This is a genomic window from Pseudomonas sp. lyk4-TYG-107 (assembly GCF_030209055.1).
In the GTDB taxonomy this organism is placed as follows: Bacteria; Pseudomonadota; Gammaproteobacteria; order Pseudomonadales; family Pseudomonadaceae; genus Aquipseudomonas; species Aquipseudomonas putida_A.
This window is the reverse complement of sequence record NZ_JARVST010000002.1, coordinates 369,603-387,865: the sequence shown is the minus strand read 5'-3', so window position 1 is coordinate 387,865 and position 18,263 is coordinate 369,603. Positions and strand designations below refer to the sequence as shown.

At 60.1% G+C, this 18,263-nt stretch carries 12 protein-coding genes and 2 rRNA genes; 5 read left to right on the top strand and 9 right to left on the bottom strand.

Annotated elements, in window-relative coordinates; translation table 11 throughout:
* Nucleotides 1-190: 190 nt before the first annotated feature.
* Together rrf (QRN61_RS03425) and rrf (QRN61_RS03420) are read left to right on the top strand one after the other, a co-directional pair.
* A 5S ribosomal RNA gene (gene rrf, locus QRN61_RS03425) occupies nt 191-306 on the top strand.
* A gap of 107 nt (nt 307-413) precedes the next feature.
* A 5S ribosomal RNA gene (gene rrf / locus QRN61_RS03420) occupies nt 414-529 on the top strand.
* A 65-nt stretch (nt 530-594) separates the two neighbouring features.
* On the opposite strand, the gene QRN61_RS03415 is transcribed toward rrf (QRN61_RS03420), so the two are convergent.
* The 4 genes from QRN61_RS03415 to QRN61_RS03400 all read right to left on the bottom strand — a co-directional run bounded on the left by QRN61_RS03415 (nt 595) and on the right by QRN61_RS03400 (nt 5,939).
* Entirely contained in the window at nt 595-1,773 is a 1,179-nt protein-coding gene (locus tag QRN61_RS03415) for a PepSY-associated TM helix domain-containing protein (protein WP_096797715.1), read from the bottom strand.
* 75 nt (nt 1,774-1,848) lie between these two features.
* Nucleotides 1,849-4,350: a TonB-dependent siderophore receptor gene (locus tag QRN61_RS03410; protein ID WP_285373220.1), complete on the bottom strand. Its 2,502-nt coding sequence runs from the start codon at nt 4,348-4,350 to the stop codon at nt 1,849-1,851.
* Nucleotides 4,351-4,437: 87 nt separating this feature from the next.
* Complete coding sequence (locus tag QRN61_RS03405) at nt 4,438-5,439, bottom strand: FecR domain-containing protein (RefSeq protein ID WP_285373219.1); 1,002 nt, start codon at nt 5,437-5,439, stop codon at nt 4,438-4,440.
* Entirely contained in the window at nt 5,439-5,939 is a 501-nt protein-coding gene (locus QRN61_RS03400) for a sigma-70 family RNA polymerase sigma factor (RefSeq protein ID WP_285373218.1), read from the bottom strand. Before QRN61_RS03400 ends, QRN61_RS03405 begins: the two co-directional genes overlap by 1 nt.
* A 311-nt stretch (nt 5,940-6,250) precedes the next feature.
* Between QRN61_RS03400 and QRN61_RS03395 the strand changes: the two genes are divergently transcribed.
* Complete coding sequence (locus QRN61_RS03395) at nt 6,251-8,131, top strand: methyl-accepting chemotaxis protein (RefSeq protein ID WP_096797711.1); 1,881 nt, start codon at nt 6,251-6,253, stop codon at nt 8,129-8,131.
* 146 nt (nt 8,132-8,277) lie between these two features.
* Here the strand turns inward: QRN61_RS03395 and QRN61_RS03390 are convergent, their stop codons facing one another.
* From QRN61_RS03390 to QRN61_RS03370, 5 genes are all read right to left on the bottom strand, one after another.
* The gene (locus QRN61_RS03390; protein ID WP_097086764.1) at nt 8,278-8,745 is read right to left on the bottom strand and encodes an SRPBCC family protein; all 468 of its coding nucleotides are present in this window, start codon (nt 8,743-8,745) and stop codon (nt 8,278-8,280) included.
* A 22-nt stretch (nt 8,746-8,767) separates the two neighbouring features.
* On the bottom strand, nt 8,768-12,160 hold the full coding sequence (locus QRN61_RS03385) for an amino acid adenylation domain-containing protein (protein WP_285373216.1): 3,393 nt from the start codon (nt 12,158-12,160) through the stop codon (nt 8,768-8,770).
* Nucleotides 12,161-12,173: 13 nt separating this feature from the next.
* Nucleotides 12,174-13,103 (bottom strand): diiron oxygenase, encoded by a 930-nt coding sequence (locus QRN61_RS03380; protein ID WP_285373215.1) that lies wholly within the window; start codon nt 13,101-13,103, stop codon nt 12,174-12,176.
* On the bottom strand, nt 13,100-13,876 hold the full coding sequence (locus tag QRN61_RS03375) for a DUF3050 domain-containing protein (protein WP_285373214.1): 777 nt from the start codon (nt 13,874-13,876) through the stop codon (nt 13,100-13,102). Before QRN61_RS03375 ends, QRN61_RS03380 begins: the two co-directional genes overlap by 4 nt.
* Before the next feature lie 769 nt (nt 13,877-14,645).
* The gene (locus QRN61_RS03370) at nt 14,646-15,356 is read right to left on the bottom strand and encodes a GntR family transcriptional regulator (RefSeq protein ID WP_027611110.1); all 711 of its coding nucleotides are present in this window, start codon (nt 15,354-15,356) and stop codon (nt 14,646-14,648) included.
* Nucleotides 15,357-15,552: 196 nt separating this feature from the next.
* On the opposite strand from QRN61_RS03370, the gene lapG reads away from it, so the two are divergent.
* Nucleotides 15,553-16,245 (top strand): cysteine protease LapG, encoded by a 693-nt coding sequence (gene lapG, locus QRN61_RS03365; protein WP_096797706.1) that lies wholly within the window; start codon nt 15,553-15,555, stop codon nt 16,243-16,245.
* Nucleotides 16,246-16,259: 14 nt separating this feature from the next.
* Nucleotides 16,260-18,206 carry a cyclic di-GMP receptor LapD gene (gene lapD, locus QRN61_RS03360; RefSeq protein WP_096797705.1) on the top strand — a complete coding sequence of 649 codons (1,947 nt, stop codon included), beginning with the start codon at nt 16,260-16,262 and terminating at the stop codon, nt 18,204-18,206.
* Nucleotides 18,207-18,263 lie beyond the last annotated feature (57 nt).

The window sequence follows — 18,263 nt, the reverse complement described above, 5'->3', positions numbered from 1 at the left end:
GCTAACCAATACTAATTGCCCGTGAGGCTTGACCATATAACACCCAAGCAATCTGCATGCTCGAAAGAGACCAGATTGCGGTGTGTGAAGACGCAATGAACCGAAAGTTCGCGCTGCTCACAAAACACCTGTATCACATACCCAATTTGCTGAAGCGAGGCCAACCGGTCACGAGTCAGTACCCGAATTTCTTGACGACCATAGAGCGTTGGAACCACCTGATCCCATCCCGAACTCAGAAGTGAAACGATGCATCGCCGATGGTAGTGTGGGGTTTCCCCATGTGAGAGTAGGTCATCGTCAAGATTAAATTCCGAAACCCCAATTGCGAAAGCAGTTGGGGTTTTGTTTTTTAGTAGAAGTCACCGATTTTGCTGGCACGTTACCGTGTTGACGGGCCAGATACAGAATTTCTTGACGACCATAGAGCGTTGGAACCACCTGATCCCATCCCGAACTCAGAAGTGAAACGATGCATCGCCGATGGTAGTGTGGGGTTTCCCCATGTGAGAGTAGGTCATCGTCAAGATTAAATTCCAGAACCCCTGTCTGCTAACGCAGACAGGGGTTTTGTCGTTTCAGGACCCCCAAACATCAGGCCGTTTTACGAGCCTGGCTGATGCGCCGGGCCTGCCACTTGCGCCACCAGATGTAGACGCCAGTCCCTGACAGCCCCGCAATCACAACACCCAATACCGCGATGATCACTTGCCCGGTGAAGCCGATGATCCGTCCGCCATGTATCGGTAGTTGCAAGCGGTAAAACCGTTCCCCCAATGTCCCTTGTCCGGCAATTTCCTGACCTAATAATCGCCCGTCAGTACCGTGGAAAAACAACCAGGATTTTCCATGCGCTTGAGTGTCATGTTGCCCGAATCCTGCGCCGTAGAAGTTGTACTCAAAGCTGTAATACAACTCCCCGATCGCCGCTGTCAGCCCTAACCTCTTCCCCTCGACCAATGCCCTTTCGTACGCCTGTTGATAACTCAACTGTGTCACCCCCAACTCCGAGGGAGGCATTCGCCCTCGAGCCTCATAAACGCTCGGCTCGATCGGTGAAAGCAGCGACACCGCCGGTTTGAAGACCTGACTGGGCAAGTTCATCGCGACACTGCTGACCGCAATCGGTAGCAACAACAACCACAGCCACAATCCACCGGCCCGATGCAGATCGAAGTTGAGTCGATAGACGTGGCCGCCCTTGATCTTCCAGGCCGCCGACCACTTTTTCCAAAACGGCTTGCCACGAGGAAACGTCAGCCACAGCGCGATGAAACAATCGATCACCCAGGCGCTGGCAACCAGCCCCATCAACCACAAGCCCCAGTTTCCGGGCAGCGTCAAGTTGTAATGAAACTCAAGAATGAACGGAATGAAGTTCTCCCGGGAAAAGCAGCACTCACCCCAGTAACGTTGGCCCTTCTGCTCGGCACTCACCGGGTCGAGATAGAACACCTGATTGCGCTCATCGAACGGTTTGCCGGTCACCGGATCATTACGCGGTACCGCCGCCAACATGGCGGTATGCCCCGTCTCCTGCGGATACTCCATGTACCAGACCTGCAACTTCGGATGCGTGGTTTGCACCACGTCGACCAAGCCCCCGGGAGGCAATCGTTGCCCCTCAAATGAGGCTGCGTAGAAGTGCGGATTCAGCCACTCATCCAACTCATGATTGAACGCAAGAATGCTTCCGGTGATCCCGGCCAGCAGCAAAAACACCGCTGTTGCCAGCCCGATATAGCGATGCAACAACACCAACAATGCGCGCATGAGAATTTCCCCACAGAAGCGACAAAGCCAGCCCCTGAAAACAGGGGCTGGCTTTTTTATGCACAAGGCAAAGGTTTAGAACTGGTAGCTGACCGTGGCGGCGACGTTGCGCTCTTCGCCCATGTAGCAGAAGTTCAGACTCGCGCAGGAGGCTACGTAGGATTCATTGGTCAGGTTGTTCGCGTTCAGGCGCACGTCGACGCCCTTCAAGCCGACCTTGCCCAGGTCATAACCGATGGATGCGTCGAACAAGGTGTAGGAAGGCACCTTCAGCGTGTTTTCCGCATCCGCCCAGCTGTAACCGACATAACGCACACCACCGCCCAGGCGCAGGCCGTCGAGTGCCGCACTGTCGAATTTGTAGTCCGCCCACAACGACGCCATGTGCCGCGGTGCCTGAGTCGGCGAGTTGCCTTTGTTCTCGATCACATCGGTCGGCGTGCTCAAGGTGCTGACCATCGACTTCGAGTACTCGATATCGGTGAAGGTATAGCTGCCGAGTACTTTCAGGTTGTCGGTCAACTGCATGTGCGCTTCCAGTTCCAGCCCTTGCGAACGGACAGCGCCTACCGCGCGGTAGAAGTTTTCCTGCGGCAGTTTGGTCGCCAGATTTTCTTGATCAATGCGGAACAGCGAGGCTGTGAACAGGTTGTCGGTACCCGGCGGTTGATACTTCAGGCCGACTTCCCACTGTGTGCCATCGGTCGGAGGCAGAGGATTACCGGCGCTGTCGGCATACGAGTTCGGGTTAAACGACTCGGAGTAGCTGATGTACGGCGCCAGGCCGTTATCGAACAGATACAACGCACCAGCGCGGCCGGTCAGTTTGGTGCGGCGGTCGTTGATTTCCGTGCCCACCGGACGGCCCGCTTCGGCGATACGGTTCTCATCCGACGTCTCGACCCAGTCCTGACGCAGACCCAGCGAAAACCGCCATTGATCCATCTCGATCAGGTCTTGCAGGTAGATCCCGGTCTGCTCCAGGCGGCGCAGGTAACTTGTGTCGCCGTACATATCGATCGCCGAATTGCCGTAGACCGGGTTGAACGCATTGATCGGCGCCAGACCGCCGCTGGTCCAGTCGACCACCGTTTTGCGCCGCTGATAGTCCGCACCCATCAACACGGTGTGCTTGGTAGCTCCGGTGAAGAATTCGGCCTGCAGCATGTTGTCGACGATGAACGCATGCAGACGTTCATCGCCGCCGGTGTAATAGCGGTTCAGTTCGTTGCTGGTTGGTGTCGTCCAGCCGTAGGCGTAGACCTGATCCATGTTCACTTTGGAGTCGAGGTAACGGAAATTCTGTCGCGCTGTGAAGACATCGTTGAAGCGATGTTCGAACTGATAGCCGAACGATTGCTGATCCCGCGAGTAGCCATCAATCCCCGGCTCGCCCTCGAAGAAGTGCGGCGAGATGCGATTGCCGTTGCGCTGATGAATCGTCCCGTCCGCCGGCACGCCACCGTGGTAGCCGCCATCCGGATCGTGCTGCAGATACGCCTGCAGCGTCAGCGAGGTGTCTTCAGTGAAATCAATGCTCAGGGTCGGGGCGAGGGCGAAGCGTTTTTCCTTGTTGTGGTCGAATTGTGTATCGGACTGATCCGTCAAACCGGTCAGACGATAGGCAATGCGCTTGTCGTCATCGACTGGGCCGCTGAAGTCAAACCCGACCCCGCGCTGACCTTGGGTACCGACCGTGGCCTGAACCTGATGATAGGCCTCGTACAACGGCTTTTTGCTGGTCAGCGCCACCAGGCCACCGGGCGAACTGCGGCCATACAAGACCGACGACGGGCCTTTGAGAATATCCACGCGCTCGAGGAAATACGGATCGACCTGCATGGTGCTGTAGGTCCCGCTGTCGCCCATCGACTTGAGGCCGTCGAGGTAGATGTTATCCACCGAGCCATCGTTGAAGCCGCGCATCGCCACATAGTCGTAGCGATGGGTCGCCCCGTAAGGGTTGGTCAGCACGCCGGGGGTATAACGCATCGCCTGGGAGACGGTCTGCGAGCCTTGATCGTCCATTTGCTCGCGGGTGACCACGGACACGCTTTGCGAAGTTTCCAGCAACGCGGTACTGGTCTTGGTGGCGATCTGGCTGTGGGTGGCGTTGTAGCCTTCCATGCTACCGAGTGCGTTGCCGAGGGCGAAACCTTTGATATCGGTGGTTGGCAGTGCCAGCGCATCGGTTTCACTGACAGCACGCAGGACGTAGCTGCTGCCGTCTTGGCTGACCGCTTCCAGACCCGAGCCGCCCAGCAAATGGCTCAACGCCTGATCGGTTGAATATTCGCCCTGTACGCCCGGAGACTGTTGTCCCTGTGTTTGCTGCGGAGTCATCGCCAGGGTAATGCCGGCCTGACGGGCAAACTGGTTCAGCGCTTCGCCCAGCGGGCCGGCGCCGATGCTGTAGCGATGACTGCTCGCTTCACTGGCAGGGGCGGCGACGCTCAGGCCGGGCAGCGCACCGGCACCCAGAACGGTGGACAGCAGGGCGGCGCGAACGGCGTGGCGCAGCAGGCCCGATTCGGCAGTGAAATTCAGCGGTTTCTTACAGGTGAGGCGGACAGTCATTGTCGGTTTCCGTGGCAAGTCGCAAAGGCTGAGTTGAAGTGCTTACTGACCAAGCCGGACTTGTCGCGAAAACCCGCCAAAATAATTTCAGGCCACCGCCTCGAGTGTGACCCACCATCGGGTGCGATAACGCAATTGCACCGGCAGGGTCTGCGGCAGGATGGCCAGCAGCGTGTCGGTGTCCTCCAGGCGGAACACTCCGGACAGGCGCAAGTCCGCCACCTGCGGCGCGCACGTCACAAAGCCCTGACGATAACGCCCGACTTCATTGAGGAAATCGCCCAGGCGCATATTGCGGGTCACAATCAAACCATCGGCCCACGCGCCCACGTCCATATCCAGTGGCGCTGCCGGGCGCACCTGATGATGATCGATCAGATAGGTCTGTCCCGCGAGTGCCTCGACGGAGGTTGCGCCGCTGCGGATGGCGACGCTCCCGGAGCTGACGGTGAGCCGTGTGCAATCGCTGTCCTGACGCAGGATGAAGCGGGCTTTTATCGGCTCATAAATACCATGACGACTTTGCACGCGAAGTGGCCGGTTGAACGTCGCGCCTTCATCGTTACCGCCGCATGTGACGATGATTTCGCCGCGAGTGAGTTTGATCAGCCGCTGCTGCGCGGTGTAGTCCAGATCCACTGCGCTGGCAGTGTTCAGCTCGATCCGCGTGCCGTCGGGCAACTGGAACCCGCGACGCTCGCCGGTCGCCGTAGCGTAATCAGCGCGCCACTGCTGCCAGACGGAGGTGTCCTTGGCCAGCCACGCCGTGGAGGCCATCAGTACCGTGCCGGACAGCAACTTCAAGGCCTGTCGCCGTCCGAGTCCTTGCGCACTGTTTTCCAGCGTATTCAGCGCCACGTGCGCACCGGGCACGGCGCGCAGGTTATGGCTCAATTCCGCCTGCAACGACTGCACGCGCTGCCAGGCCAGTTCATGTTCATGATGTTCGGCGCGCCACGCGTCGCACTGATGACTCAGGCGCGCATTGCCATGGTTGTTACGCAGCCGCAGCAACCAGTGGATGGCTTGCTTGACCACCTGTTGCTGCGGCTCGGCGCGGCGCGTGACTGAGTTGTTATCCACAGGCATCAACTTGCGTACCGCAACACGTAGCAGTGATACAGCGCATCGGCGACGTAACGTTCGACTGAACGCAGTGACAAGCCCATCTGCGCGGCGATCTGCTTGTGGGTCAAACCTTCGCACTGCGCCAGCAGAAACGCCTGACGCACTTTCGGTCGCAAGCCTTCAAGCATGCGCGCGATGCTCTCGAGCAACTCGATTACCAGCGCGCGGGTTTCGGCGCTTGGGGTTTCGGCTTCGGGCAAATGGGCGATGTTTTCGAGATAGGCGCGTTCGATTTCTTCACGACGCCAATGATCGATCACCAAGCCACGGGCGATGGTGCGTAAAAATGCGCGAGGTGCCTTGAGTTCCAGGCGTTCGCTGCGCTGCAACAGGCGCACGAAAGTGTCCTGGGCCAGATCTGCGGCATCCGCGGCATTGCCCAGCCGCGCCCGCAGCCAGGCGTTGAGCCAGCCGTGATGACTCCTGTAAAGCGCCCGCACTGCAAACTCAGGTGAGGACATGAACGCGACAGCCCGAACGTCACAAATGATAATTAGTCGCATTTTTATCAGGGGCTGCGAATTTTGCAACCTCTGCTCGGAGATCCAGCAAAAAAACTTCGTGGCGGACGCTCTGGCACGCCGTTCGGCGGGAATCTGACAGAAATGCCGGGCATTTCCCACGCAGCCCTAAGATTTCCGCAAATGGTGCCGACAGACTGGTGAGACATGCGTGCACCAAAGTAGAGCGGCCGTCAGAACGCCGCCTGCGCTGTACATGGAATGTTGCATCCCGGAACGCATCCCCACTTTTGCATAAGAAGTCCCATGAAATGAATCTCAAGTTCAGCCATAAAATCCTGTTGGCCGCCTCGGGCGTCGTGGTCCTGGCTTTCGCTTTGTTCACCCTCTACAACGACTATCTGCAGCGCAACACCATTGCCCAGAATCTCCAGTCGTCCGTGCAGCAGGCCGGCGATCTGACCGCCAGCAGCGTGCAGAACTGGATGAGCGGGCGGATCCTGGTGCTGGAAAACCTCGCGCAGAACGTTGCCCATCAGGGCAAAGACGCCGACTTCCCGGGGCTGGTCGATCAACCGGCCTTCACCTCGAACTTCCAGTTCACCTACGTCGGTCAGGCCAACGGTGTGTTCACCCAGCGCCCTGACGCGAAGATGCCCGACGGCTACGACCCGCGTCAGCGCCCTTGGTACAAGCAAGCAGTCGTTGCTGACAAAACCATGTTGACCCCGCCATACATGGCGGCGGTCGGTGGTCTGGTCGTGACCATCGCCATGCCGGTGAAAAAGAATGGCGAACTGCTGGGTGTGGTCGGCGGTGACCTGAGCCTGGAAACACTGGTGAAGATCATCAACTCGGTGGATTTCGGTGGCCTCGGTCACGCGTTCCTGGTCAGCGGTGACGGTCAGGTGATCGTCAGCCCGGACAAAGACCAGGTGATGAAGAACCTCAAGGACATCTACCCGAATTCCGGTGTGCGCATCGAGAAGGGCAACCAGAACGTGGTGCTCAACGGCCAGGAACGCATCCTGTCGTTCACTCCGGTCAGCGGTTTGCCGAATGCCGATTGGTACATCGGTCTGTCGATCGATCGTGACAAGGCCTACGCCGCCCTCAGCCAGTTCCGTACTTCGGCGCTGATCGCGATGTTCGTCGCGGTCGCTGCGATTGCGCTGCTGCTGAGCCTGCTGATCAACGTCCTGATGCGTCCGCTGACCACTATGGGCCGCGCGATGCAGGACATCGCTCAAGGCGAAGGCGACCTGACCCGGCGTCTGGTCGTGGCAGGCAAGGATGAGTTCGCCGAACTGGGCAGCGCGTTCAACCAGTTCGTCGAGCGCATTCACGCGTCGATTTCCGAAGTGTCGTCGGCTACCCGTCATGTGCACGACCTGTCGCAACGGGTAATGGCCTCGTCCAACGCCTCGATCATCGGCTCCGACGAACAAAGTGCGCGCACCAACAGCGTGGCCGCCGCGATCAACCAGTTGGGCGCCGCCACTCAGGAAATCGCCCGCAACGCCGCCGATGCGTCGCAGCACGCCAGCGGCGCCAGCGAGCAGGCCGATGACGGTCGTCAGGTGGTCGAGCAGACCATTCAGGCGATGACCGAGCTGTCGCAGAAGATCAGCCTGTCATGCACCCAGATCGAAACCCTGAATGCCAGCACCGACAACATCGGCCACATCCTCGATGTGATCAAAGGCATCTCGCAGCAGACCAACCTGCTGGCACTCAACGCGGCGATTGAAGCGGCCCGTGCCGGTGAAGCCGGGCGCGGTTTTGCGGTGGTGGCGGACGAAGTGCGCAACCTCGCCCACCGCACCCAGGAATCGGCGGAAGAGATCCACAAAATGATCACCTCCTTGCAGGTCGGCTCCCGTGAAGCGGTGACCACCATGAACGCCAGTCAGGCGTCCAGCGAAGAGAGCGTGGAAGTGGCCAATCAGGCGGGCCTGCGCCTGGTCAGCGTGACCCAGCGCATCGGTGAAATCGACGGCATGAACCAGTCGGTGGCCGCTGCAACCGAAGAGCAGACCGCGGTGGTGGAAACCCTCAACGTCGACGTCAACCAGATCAACCTGCTGAACCAGCAGAGCGTGGCCAACCTCAATGAAACGTTGAAGGATTGTGATGCGTTGTCGCAGCAGGCGAATCGGTTGAAGCAGTTGGTCGACAGCTTCAAGATCTGACTTTCAGATTCGAGACCGCGTTATCGTTCTTCGCGAGCAGGCTCGCTCCCACAAATTGACCGCGTTCCTACAGAAGGAATGCGATCAAAATGTGGGAGCGGGCTTGCTCGCGAAGGCGGTAGTTCAGTCACCGCCAAACTGAAGCCTTATACAAACAGCTTCAGCACATTCCCCATCGCATCATCGGCAAACCCCTGCACGAAATCCTTGAATCCCGGCAGTGCCTCGGTACCTCCGCTGGCCGGCTCGGCAATGATCGTCCAGGTCGCCCGCGACTTGCCCGCTCCCAATGATTCCACGTTCATTGCTGCCCACAAATTCGCCACACCCAAGGTGTTGTAGATCGTGGTCCAGGTCATGGCCCGTGCCTGCTCATCGCGTGAGTTGAGTTGCTCGACCACCACGTTGCCGTCCTTGAAGAACTTCTTGCGCAGCGACGACACGCCGTCGCCGGTCATTTCGATGTGCGACAGCGCCGGGATGAAGCGGTCGAAGCCAGCGAAATTGCCGACCACCGCCCAGACCTGCGCCGCGTCCGCCGGCACTTCAACCGACGACACAACGTGGCAGCCGTGCGGGTTTTTGATCAGGGTGTCGGGTTGCAGATTGCTCATGGTGTTACTCCTTTTTGATGAACTAGATGAAGTTGATCTGTTTCAGGTAATCGCAGCCGCGACGTAGCAGCGCCGGGGATTTTTCCGGGTAGTGCGCGCCCATCTGTTGCACGCCGGCTTCAGCGTTGGCGTGGCCGATCAGGGAGATGTCGCCGATGTCTTCCTCGAAGCCGTTGAGGTAGAAACCGAGCACGCCGAACAGCGCGTTGTCGGCGTCGACCCGGCCCAGTTGCTGCTGCCAGTCGGCGACGCTGACCAGCGAGAACTCGCTGCCGGTTTCGCGGAACGAAGCGACGTAGGCGTCCCAACTCAGCGGCTCGGGGTTGTGCAGGTTGAACACCGCGCGCTCGGTCGAATAACGGCTGGCGTGGAAGGCGATGAAACGCGCTAGAAAGTCCACCGGCATCAGGTCGAAATTCAGCGCAAAGGCCGGCACCTGACCGAGCTGGATCGAGCCCTTGAGCATCAGCATCAAACGGTTTTTGTGCGGCTGACAGACGCCGCTCAGGCTGTTGAAGCTGATGTTGCCGGGGCGATACAGGTTGACCCACACCCCACGCTCGCGAGCCCGTTCGAGGACGCGCTCGCCGACCCACTTCGACAGGTTGTAGCCGTTGCGGATGTAGATTGGCGGGGTCGGCGCGGCGGGCAGTTCGAGCACTCGGCCTTCGCCGTCGACGGTGCTGGAAGCGGACAGTGTCGAGACAAAGTTGAAGACCTTTTTGCTGCGTCCTTCACACAGACGCAGCAGCTCGAAAATCGGCTCGACGTTATCAGCGGCAAGCGACTCGTAATCGAGCACGTGATTGACGTTGGCGGCGTTGTGCACCAGTGCGCCGAACTCGCGATCCAGGCGCTGATAATCGTCGTCGGCCAGGCCGAGTTGCGGGCGGGTGAGGTCCGCGGAGTAGATCCGCACCCGGCTCAAATCGAGATGCTCGAGACGGTTCTCACGCAGCGCCTGAGCAAAACGCTGCGCCGCCGTTTGCCCGCCACCGTCGCGCACCAGACACGCCACTTCGCTGGCGCCCCAACCGAGCAGCGCTTCGACGATGTGCACGCCGACAAAGCTGTTGGCGCCGGTGACGATCACCTTGTGCACATCGCCCAGGCGACTGATCGGCAGCGGCTCGATGTTCAGCGCACGCTCGGCGTCGGCCATGGCCTGGGCGCTGAGCACCGCGCTGTCATCGGTACCGCGCACCAGCGTCGCGAGTTTGCTGATGGTTGGCAGTTCGATGAAGCGGTTGATCGAGATGCTGCGCCCGAACTCCTCACGCAAGCGCAGTAACATCCGCGACAGCAGAATCGAATGCCCACCGAGATTGAAGAAGCTTTCGTCGGTGGAAATATCGCTGCTCGGCAGCTCCAGCAGTTCCGCCCATATCTCCAGCAGCAGCGCTTCGTCAGCGTTTGCCGGCAGGCATTTCGGGCCGCTGTCTTGCACGCTAACCGGCAGCTCCAGCAACGCTTTGCGGTCGACCTTGCCGTTGCTGGCGAACGGCATCTGCGCCAGTTCAGTCCATGCCACCGGTTGCATGTAGTCCGGCAGAAACTGCAGAGCATGCGCCTTCAATGCATCGCGAGCGGCGTCCGATTGCGGCTGCGCAAGGAACGCCAGAATCCGCCGCTGACTGTCGATCACCACCGCCACTTGGCGGTACAACTGGCTCTCGCGCAGGCAGCGCTCGATCTCTTCCGGTTCGACCCGGAAACCACGGATCTTTACCTGATTGTCGCGCCGTCCGCACAGCTCGATACCGTGTTCGCCCCACTTGGCCATGTCGCCACTGCGGTAGGCGCGCAAGCGCTCACCGTGCGGCAGTTGCAGGGTCAGATAACGCTCCGCGGTCTGCTGCGGATTGTTCAAGTAGCCGAGGCAAACGCCGGGGCCGACGATGAACAATTCGCCGACGGTGTTCTCCGGCACCGGTTGCAACTCGTCATCGAGAATCAGCACCTGACTGTTGGCAATCGGCGCGCCGAGGGTGCGGTTGCTGTCACCCGGCTTGAGCTGGCGAGCGGTAATCAGCACCGTCGCTTCGGTGGGGCCGTAGAGGTTGTGCAGCTTGCCCTGGCGGGTCAATTGCTCGATGACGAAGGGCTCGCAGACGTCGCCGCCGGTCATCACCTCGACACCTTGCAGTTGCTCCAGCGGCAGGATGCTCAGCAGTGCCGGCGGCAGGAACGCGTGGGTCAGTTGCCGGCGGCGGATCAGCGCCACCAGTTGCAGCGGATCGCGGCGCTGGGTGTCATCCGGTACCACCAGTTCGGCGCCCTGCAGCAGCGTCGGAAAGATATCGATCAGCGACGAGTCGAAGCTCAGTGAAGAGAACTGCAACACCCGGCTTTCAGCGCGCAATTGCACGTAATCGGCGTACCACGCGGTAAAGTGCGCGAGGTTCGCCTGGCTCAGCAGCACGCCCTTTGGATGGCCGGTGGTGCCGGAGGTGTAGAGCGCCATGCACGGTGCTTCAAGCGTCGGCCGCTGACGCATCAACGGTTGGCTGAGATCCGCGTCGGCACTGTCGATATGACTGACATCCAACCCGGGCATCGACTCACCGAGCGGATGCTCGCCGTCGTGCAGCAACAACACCGCGCCGGCGTTTTGCAGGATGTATTGCTGGCGCTGCAACGGATGGCCCGGCTCGAGCGGCAGATACACTGCGCCACTGCCGAGCACCGCCAGAATCGAGGCGAACAGCGCCGGGCTTTTCGGCTGGCAGATACCCACGACCCACGGCTGCGGATGCTGCTCTAGCAGTGGCTGCAGACGTTGCTGGATCGCACGGCTGTTCGCGTGCAACTGGCGGTAGCTGAGCGAGTGCTCGGCCAGGTGCAGCGCCGGTCGCTCGGCGTGTTCGATCAGGCTGCGTTGCAGGCGTTCGATCAACGGCGTCTGCGCCTGTTGCAACAATGCCGGATGCGTCGTGGCGTTGAGGCGATGGACGTAAGCCAGACTGTCGAGAAACGACAGGTCCTCCACCTGTTCGAAGTCCGGCGCCGTGGCGGGCATTGCCTGCTGGAAATACTCGGCATCGCGGGAGAAACGGCTGACCAGCAGCGCGACTTCGTCGACCACCTGCGTCAGCACTCGCTGGCGCAGTGCTTGACCATTGCCGGACGGCTCATCGCCAATCGGCACACGGCTGATCAGTGACGAGCCGAGGAAGCACAGCAGGTCGAGCGTCGGTAAACCGCCAAGGCTCTGCGCAGCGATACCGAGGCGCAGATGCAAGTGCGGGATGGCGCAGAAATCGCCGGCGCCGATGAAGCCATCGTCGATGATCAGATCTACTGGCGATTGCGCCGCGCCGCTGCGCCGTAAGGAGTGACCGTGTTGTTCGAGTTCCTGCGCCAGGTCGGTCATGGCCTGGCTGGCGCCAATCAGCAAAATGTCGAGACGTCTCATGTCGGCCTCCTCATCAAACCAGATAGTCACGAAGGGCGTGCTGCACGCACGGCGTGTCGAGCAGCGAGCTGCTGTGGAAAAAGCGCACGATGTTGCCCACCAGCGGATGGTGGCGATTGATCGGGAACGCCAGCCCGGCCATCTCGTCCCTGAGCAAACGGCGCACTGCCTCGCTGACCGGCAAGGCGTCGATCAGGCGCAGATCGAAGGACTTCTGGATATCGTTGGTCAGGTAATGGCCGATAAACACCGGCAGGATCTGCGCGATGGTTTCCCGGTCCGCGTCATTGGCGGTGTGCCAATAGATGCGCACCATGCGCGCCCAGAAGCAGGAATGCCGGCCCTCGTCGAGCAAGTGATCGGCCATCAGCCCTTTGATCGACGGCTTGACCGTGTCGTCCCGGGCGAATGCGGCGACGTCACCAGTCACGGTGTTCTCGGCGATGGCCACGCAGATCAGTTCCACCGCGCTGCGCAGGTGCTCTGGCGCCAGTGCCACAGCGGCAGGAATTGCCCGGCTCAGTTCGATTTCAGCGGGCAGTTCGATCGGCTCGATGCCGGTCATGGCCACGGTCTGCTGCATGAAGTCCATCGCCACCAGCGCGTGGTAATCCTCGTCCACCACCACGGTCATGGCGTCGTAGCGACAGGCGAACGGGAACGGCACGGCGAAGCGATTCTTGGCGATGGCGCGGGCGGTCTGGTCGACGATTTCGGTTTCGAAAATCACCACGTCGTTGATGAATTTGTACAGCGTCTGCACCAGGGCGAAATCACGCTGCTGCGGGCATTCGCGCAGGAAGGTTTCGCTGAGCACCAGGGGCTGGCGGCTCAGCGGATAGATCAGGCGCTCATCGTCTTCCAGAACACGCCGTGGCCGGGTGCGGATGGTGGCGCGGGTTTCCCAGGCGTCGGCGAAGGATTGGTAATCGGCGGCGTTCATTGGGCCACCTCCGCCAAGGGTTCACGCATGCTCAGACGCAGGCCGTCCCACAGGGCGATGCGGCTATCCACCGCCGCGATGGCGCTGGCGTAGACTTCGGCCTCACGCTGCGGATCACCGTCGACCAGGCGCTCCAGCAGTTGCTCTGCCGCCGGGCCGTGATCTTCGGAGTCGACCTCGATGTGGCGCTCCAGGTAATAGCGAAAGGTGGGTGCCTGTTCGATGCCGATCCCCCAGTCATCGAGGATGCGCTGGAACATCGTCGGGATCACGCTCTCACGGCCATGCAGGAACGCGGCGGCGACGCTGTGGCCTGGCGCATGCAGCGCTGTGTTCAGCGTCTCGCGCACAAATTTCGCCGCTGCCGGATCAACCTCAACGCTTTGCAGGGCGACGTCGTAACTCACGCCTTCCTGTTGCAGCGCGACAAACCGTTCGACCGCCGTGGTGCTCGCACCGACTTCGCGCATCGCGTCCAGGTACAGCTCAAAATGGCTGTAATGGCCGTGGGCGGGACGATCATCGGACTCTTCGCCGAGCACGATCTCGTTGATCAGCCGCGCAGCATGCGGATCGCGTGGCGGTAACCATGGCAGCCGTGTACAGGTCAGTTCCTGTTGCAGGCGCTTGGTCAACGACATGAAATCCCACACGGCGAAGACGTGGGATTCCATGAACCGGCGCAGTACCGATAACGAATCGATCTCGGTAAAGATCGGGTGAACGCTCAATTGCGCTTTTTTCAGGGCGAGTTGTTCTTTAGTTGGCATCATGGCGAACCTCGGTGTTATTGGAATAGAGGGAGTTTCTCGTTCAGTGCATCAACACGGACTTGATAAGTTTGAAATGTTTTCTATTGGCGAACGCGGGCCTCATTCGGATTAATGAAAGTTTGCAAAGTGCATGAAAAGCTCTCGGCCATGCGTTGGCGACTATTTGCCAAAGCTATCGGCTGAATGCAGAGCTGCGCCGTGTTTGCGGGGTTAACCCTGCTCGGCAATAAAAAGCTAATACATCGTCAAATAACTTAACAAGTTTATTTTTAATTATTTTTAGTTGGCTGTTTTTTAAATATGAGTTGGCCTGATAAAACTATTGAGTTTAGTTTTATTTGGGCGTAGTTGCTCCTTTCGGCAAATAATGGCCAAAATTGAAGACAAGAGTGAATGCCTCACTCAAAGCAACTTCAAGAAGCGGAAATTGAATGTGATGTATAGGAATGAAAGTGGGCCGGAAACGGCGCCGTAACTTCCCTTTTTCCCGTGGCAAGGCTCCTTCCGTAGGTTCCTGGTGCGGGGACTGCGCCGGCGGTGCGGCGCGTCGCCCGTTCTTCATGGGGTGGCCGTTAAAGAGTGCGGGTAAATTGGCGGGACGGCTATGACCGATTCGTCCGCGCCGAGCCGCAATGCCGGGCTTGCGAGCGCTGGGAGGTTAGAGCGAACACGCGGATCCGCCACCAGGTTTGCGGAGGATCGGGGAGAGGATTTGTAAGCGGGTTATTCGCCGGTCAGACGCGAAGGCCTGAGACCGGCGTGAAGGGTGTCAGCGCACGGCCTTGCGGTTTTGTCCGGCGGGACTGGCGAGGAAGCGGGTGATCACGTCGACGCCACGGTTGAGGTGATGTGTGAGCAACTTCACCGACAGCTCGACATCGCGCTCGATCACGGCCTGGAGCATGGCGCGGTGATCTTCCTGGGAGAGTTTGCCCAGGCCCATGGCTTCGAGATTGAAACGCAGGAAGCGCTCCTCCTCGTTGAGGCCGTCTTCGACCAGCCGCAGCAGACGCTTATTCGGTGCCTTGCTGTACAGGGCCATGTGGAACAGACGGTTGAGCCGACCGATTTCGCTGTAGTCGTGCTGGGTTTCGAGTTCTTCGATATAGCCGGCGGCAAGCGCGTGATCGGCGCTGGTCAGCAACGGGATCGACTGGCGCATGGCTTCGGATTCGAGGAGGATCCGCAACTCGTAGGTTTCGGTGGCGTCGCCCTGGATCAGCGGCGCTACAACGGCGCCCTTGTGGGTGGTGACGCTCAGCAGTTCCTGCGCTTCGAGCTGGCGCAGAGCCTCGCGCACCGGCATGCGGCTGACCCCGAACAGGTCGGCCAGATCCTGCTGGCGCAGGGCGGTGCCGCACGGCAAGCGACCGTCAAGGATCGCCGAGCGCAGGGTTTCTTCGATGATCGAGCGGGCAAGGTGTGCGGGAATCGGCCCATCGACTTTGATGCTGTGCAGCGGTTTGGGCTTCTGTGTCACAACTACTCACCCTGAATGACGACGGAATTTGGATCCAAAGACACTAGTGATTGCTCTACAGGTTGTCAAACCATGTAAAGGATTGCTGTCCTGAATGAAGTTTAGCGCGATGGCGATGATCTCATGGTGCCATTGTTTTTTGCCGGGCTAAGCTTCACCATCAAACGCTTTCCTTCCTGCCCCCTGGAAACCTGCTGTGGCGGTACGTTTCACGATCCCCCGGACTCTGCGCTGGCTAGGCTGCGCACTGTTGCTGGCCGGCGTCATGCTGGGCGGCCTGCATGCCGATTGGGATTTTTCCGCGATCAGCCGCAAGGCTACGGCGCTCTACGGCCCGTTGGGTGCCGGGCAGCAGCGGATCGATGCCTGGCAAAACCTGCTGGCCACGCAGAAACAGGTCAGCGAGATGGAAAAGCTGAAAGTGGTGAACCTGTTTTTCAACAAACAGGTGCGTTATGTAGAAGATATCGATCTGTGGGGGCAGGTCGATTATTGGGAGACGCCCATCGAAGCGTTGTGGAAAGGCGCCGGCGATTGCGAAGACTACGCGATCGCCAAGTATTTCAGCCTGCGCCATCTCGGGGTCTCCAGTGACAAGCTGCGCATCACCTACGTCAAGGCACTGCGCCAGAATCGCGCACACATGGTGCTGACTTACTACGCCACCCCCGATGCCATGCCGCTGGTGCTCGACAGCCTGATCGATCCGATTCAGCCTGCGTCCCAGCGAACCGATTTGCTGCCGGTCTACTCTTTCAATGCTGAAGGTCTGTACCTGCCGGGAGCCAAGGGCAACAAGAAGGTCGGTGACACCAAACGCCTGTCGCGCTGGCAGGATGTGCTGAAGAAAATGCAGGCCGAAGGTTTCCCGGTCGAAACGACTAACTAGGAGCACGCGCTCAGATGTCTTTGTTCAAACAGCTGTTGATCGCTATCTGTCTGTTCCTGGTGGTCGCCTTCACCGGCAGCTTCATGGTCAGTCTGGAGAGCTCGCGCACCCAGTACGTCAACCAGCTGCGCTCCCATGCCCAGGACGCCGCCACGGCGCTGGCGTTGTCGCTGACGCCGAATATCGACGACCCGGCGATGGTCGAGCTGCTGGTCAGCTCGATTTTCGACAGCGGCTATTACGCGAGCATCCGCGTGGTCGATCTCAAGACCGACCAGACCATTGTCGAGCGCAGCGGGATTCCGGCGGTGAGCAATGTGCCTGACTGGTTCGTCAAACTGATCGGCCTGGAGCCGGCCGGTGGCGACGCGCTGGTCAGCCGTGGCTGGGAGCAGGCGGCGCGGGTCGAGGTGGTCAGTCACCCGATGTTTGCCGTGGCCAAGCTGTGGCAGAGCGCGTTGGGCAGCCTCGGCTGGCTGCTGCTGTGCGGCGCGGTCAGTGCAGTGCTCGGCGCGTTGCTGCTGCGCCGGCAATTGCGCCCGCTGGATTACATGGTCAAACAGTCCCACGCCATCGCCCGCCGCGAATTCCTCAGCCTGCCGGAGTTGCCGCGTACCCCGGAACTGCGGCGCGTGGTGCAGGCGATGAACCAGATGGTCGAGAAGCTCAAAGCGCTGTTCCAGGAGCAGGCCGAGCGCAGCGAAAAACTGCGTGCCGAGTCTTATCAGGACAACCTCACCGGGCTGGCCAACCGGCGCTATTTCGAGATGCAACTGCACAACCGCGTGAGCAACCCGGAGCAGGCCAGTTCCGGTTACCTGCTGCTGTTGCGGGTCAAGGATCTGGCCGGGCTCAATCAGCGTCTGGGCGGTCAGCGCACCGATGAATTGTTGAAAGCCGTCGGCGAGCAACTGTCCCGCGAATGCGCCAAATACCCGGAAACCCAAAACCTCGTCACCCGGATTCGCGGCGGTGAATTCGCCGTGCTGGCACCGGGACTGGTGCGCGAAGAAGCGCTGCAACTGGCGCAGAATCTCGACAGCGCATTGAGCAGCCTGCATGCCACTGGCGCAACCGATGTGCCGGCCGTGGCCTCCATCGGCCTCGCTCCGTTTGCTCACGGCGATTCACCGCAAGCGGTACTGACCCTGGGCGATCAGGCGCTGGCGCAGGCCGAGGGACAGGGCGAGCAGAACTGGGCGTGCATCGATCAGAGCCTGGTGGCGGACGTCGGTGACGATCACCATGCCTGGCATCGCTTGCTCGATCAGGCACTGAATCAGCAGCGTTTCGAGCTGTACTTCCAACCGGTGGTGGCCGCTCAGGACACGCAATTGGTGCTGCATTACAAAGTGCTTTCGCGCTTGCTGGATGAACAGGGCCAGACCATCCCGGCCGGGCGTTTCCTGCCGTGGCTCGAGCGTTTTGGCTGGACCGCGCGACTGGACCGTCTGATGCTCGAGCGCGTGCTGGAGCAAATGAAGGCGCATGAAGATTCGCTGGCGCTGAACCTGTCTTCGGCAACCCTGGCCGATCCACAAGCGCTGAACAAAGTGTTCGAGATTCTGCGCGCGCACTCCGACCTCGGCGAGCGCCTGACGCTGGAGATCGGCGAGGAGCAATTGCCGGAGCAAGCGGTGCTGGAGCAGTTGACCCGGCGCCTGCGTGAACTCGGTTTCTCCCTGAGCCTGCAGCGCTTTGGTGGACGCTTCAGCATGATCGGCAACCTGGCGCGGCTGGGGCTGGCGTACCTGAAGATCGATGGCAGTTACATTCGCGCGATCGATCAGGAGAGCGACAAGCGCCTGTTCATCGAGGCGATCCAGCGTGCGGCGCACAGCATCGACCTGCCATTGATTGCCGAGCGGGTGGAGACCGAGGGTGAGTTGTCGGTGATTCGCGAGATGGGCTTGTATGGGGTGCAGGGACAGTTGTTTGGTGAGCCCAAACCCTGGAGCTAAACTTTTAGTGCAGCGGTGTCAGTGATGCTGTCTTCGCGAGCAGGCTCGCTCCCACAT